Raw genomic sequence first — 2,282 nt, 5'->3', positions numbered from 1 at the left:
GGGGGTCCAGGGGGAAGGGCTGCGCCCTTCCCCCTGGCGGGGTTTGGGGCGGAGCTCCAACAAGGTTTTTCATGTCAAATCCTCTTATAAATCAATAAAAAATCCACAGTGGAACGGGAACGGGAGCAGGAACGAAGAGTATACAATGTCGATCAAGAATTCAACGGATTGGTTTGCATACGGGCCGATGATCAAGGCCGGTCGGTTGGTGCGGATGGATGCGGCAAGGCGGCGGGGAGACACACCCGGATGGTGGTGGTATCCGGTACCGAGTCAAGCAGGGCAATGGTTCCTCCCATGGTCTGGGTGATGCGTCTGGCGGAATAGGTTCCCAGGCCGGTTCCCCCTTTTTTGCCACAAGTGACATATTTTTCAAACATGCGGTCACGAATTTCCGCTGGAACGGCACCATGGTTGTGAATGGTGATGGTTGTTTCTGTTTCCGTGCGGAGCAGGGTCACCGTGATTGTGCCATGTTCAGGGGAGGCTTCGAAGGCATTTTTCAACAGGTTGGCGAGCAGGGAGTGGCACAGGAACGCCTCGCCCAGGACCGTGAAGCTGGCCGGGACCATCCCCTGGGCGTCGCGAATGTGCAAAGTCAGGTTGTGACCCTTGAGCAAAACACGGTTTTCTTTGGAAATTTTTTGGATCAACAGCATGATGTCCACCTGGGTGGGGTGGTAGAGATAGGTCCCCACCTCCATTTTGTACAGGTCGAGGGAGCGGTTGATCATTTCCAGGAGGCGAAAACCGGAATCCTGGATTTGTTGCAGGAAGAGCGCCTGTTCTTCGGTCATATTGTCGCATTCGAGGAGATATTGCGGCAGGCCGATGATGGCGTTCAGGGGGGCTTTCAGGTCATGATGGGTGATGCGTTCCACTTCTTCCCGCAGGCGGGCCATCTCCAGGAGGGCCTGGTTTTGTTCAATCAGCGTCCGCCGGGTACGGAACAGTTCCAGATGGTTGGCGACCCGGGCCAGGAGGATGGGAATGTTCCAGGGTTTGTGGATGTAATCCACGGCTCCCATGGCCAGACCCTGGATCTCTCTTTCCATGTCGGTCAGGCTGGTCAGGAAGATGACGGGAATATCCTGGACACCATCCAACTGTTTCAAACGGCGGCACAATTCGTATCCGTCCATGTCGGGCATCAGGATATCGAGCAGGATGATATCCGGAGGTGTTTTGGTGACCAGTTCCAGCGCCTTGTGTCCGCTCCGGGCGGCAATGACCCGGTAATCGTGGCGCAGGGTTTCGACCAGGACATGGAGTTCTTCGGGGGTGTCATCGACAATCAGGACCACTTCCCGTTCTGGATGAGATTCAGGCATGGGTTTCTCGTGGCATGGTGTCGTGCAGTGCCCGGGTGAGTCGAGCCAGGGTGTGGCCGGCTGCGTCCGTATCGAAGAGGGTCAAATGTTCTTCCAGAATGGTCACATGGTCGGCATGGTCGGTTCCTGCCAGGCGGGATTTGAGCAGGTCGAACTGGTGCATGGCTTCTGAAATATCTGTTTCCAGGAGTTCGGCCAATTTGTACGCAAGCGGGACGATGGCCTGTATCTCTTCATCTGTCAGGGGTATGGGCAAAGAAGGTGTTGAATTTGGTGGGGGGTGTTGATCCTGATCTGTTTGTTCCAGCGTCGCGATGGCCTGGATGACCACGTGCAGCGCGTTTTGGAACAGGTGCCAGGGGGATTCGGGGTGCCGGGAGGTGATGTCGGGATCGTGCCGGGTGATGGCCTGTTCCAGGGTTTTGGCGGCAATCTGGAGGGCATGGGCACCCAGAGTGCCGGCCACGCCGACGATGGTATGGGCCAGACGACGGGCGGTCGGGTGGTCTCCGGTCTGCAACAACGCCAGAATTTTTTGATCGATATCGCTGTTGTTTTGATGAAACAGGCGCAACAATTTTCGGTAAAGGTGCCGATTGCCATTGGCCTTGCACAGGCCTGCCGTCAGGTCGATGCCGGCCAGGGTGTCGGGAATCCATGGCAATTCAGAATTTGTCGGGTCAGGCGGCATACCACTGCTTCCAATAAAATTCCCGTTTGTTGCTCCTGGCCTGCCAGAGGGACGCGACAGGATGAACATCTATTCATGGCATACCTGAACGGGGAAGACAAGACTCTCAGGCAATTTCCACCCCCACCCAGGCATCGGGATTGTTGGGGGGGCAGGTGCCGTCCCACCCTGCCTCCCGCAGTTGGGCCAGGTGTTCTGCCACGAGTTTTTCCGGTTTATTGAATGCCCAGCGGTTTCATCTGCAATTTGAAAAGGCGGTG

2 protein-coding genes are annotated in these 2,282 nt (G+C 56.3%); both read right to left on the bottom strand.

The window, feature by feature from the left end; all coding sequences use genetic code 11:
- Positions 1-191: 191 nt before the first annotated feature.
- Entirely contained in the window at positions 192-1,331 is a 1,140-nt protein-coding gene (locus tag HQL65_20615) for a response regulator (GenBank protein MBF0138636.1), read from the bottom strand.
- Complete coding sequence (locus tag HQL65_20610; protein MBF0138635.1) at positions 1,324-2,022, bottom strand: Hpt domain-containing protein; 699 nt, start codon at positions 2,020-2,022, stop codon at positions 1,324-1,326. The genes HQL65_20615 and HQL65_20610 overlap by 8 nt, the downstream gene beginning before the upstream one ends.
- Positions 2,023-2,282 lie beyond the last annotated feature (260 nt).

The organism is Magnetococcales bacterium, assembly GCA_015228935.1.
Taxonomy (GTDB): Bacteria; Pseudomonadota; Magnetococcia; order Magnetococcales; family DC0425bin3; genus HA3dbin3.
The sequence above is the reverse complement of the archived record's forward strand: the minus strand, read 5'-3'. Positions and strand labels throughout refer to the sequence as shown.

Excerpts from the sequence above, each read along its gene's own strand:
- HQL65_20610 (MBF0138635.1), bottom strand. The coding sequence starts at position 2,022 with ATGCCGCCTGACCCGACAAATTCTGAATTGCCATGGATTCCCGACACC.
- HQL65_20615 (MBF0138636.1), bottom strand. The coding sequence starts at position 1,331 with ATGCCTGAATCTCATCCAGAACGGGAAGTGGTCCTGATTGTCGATGAC.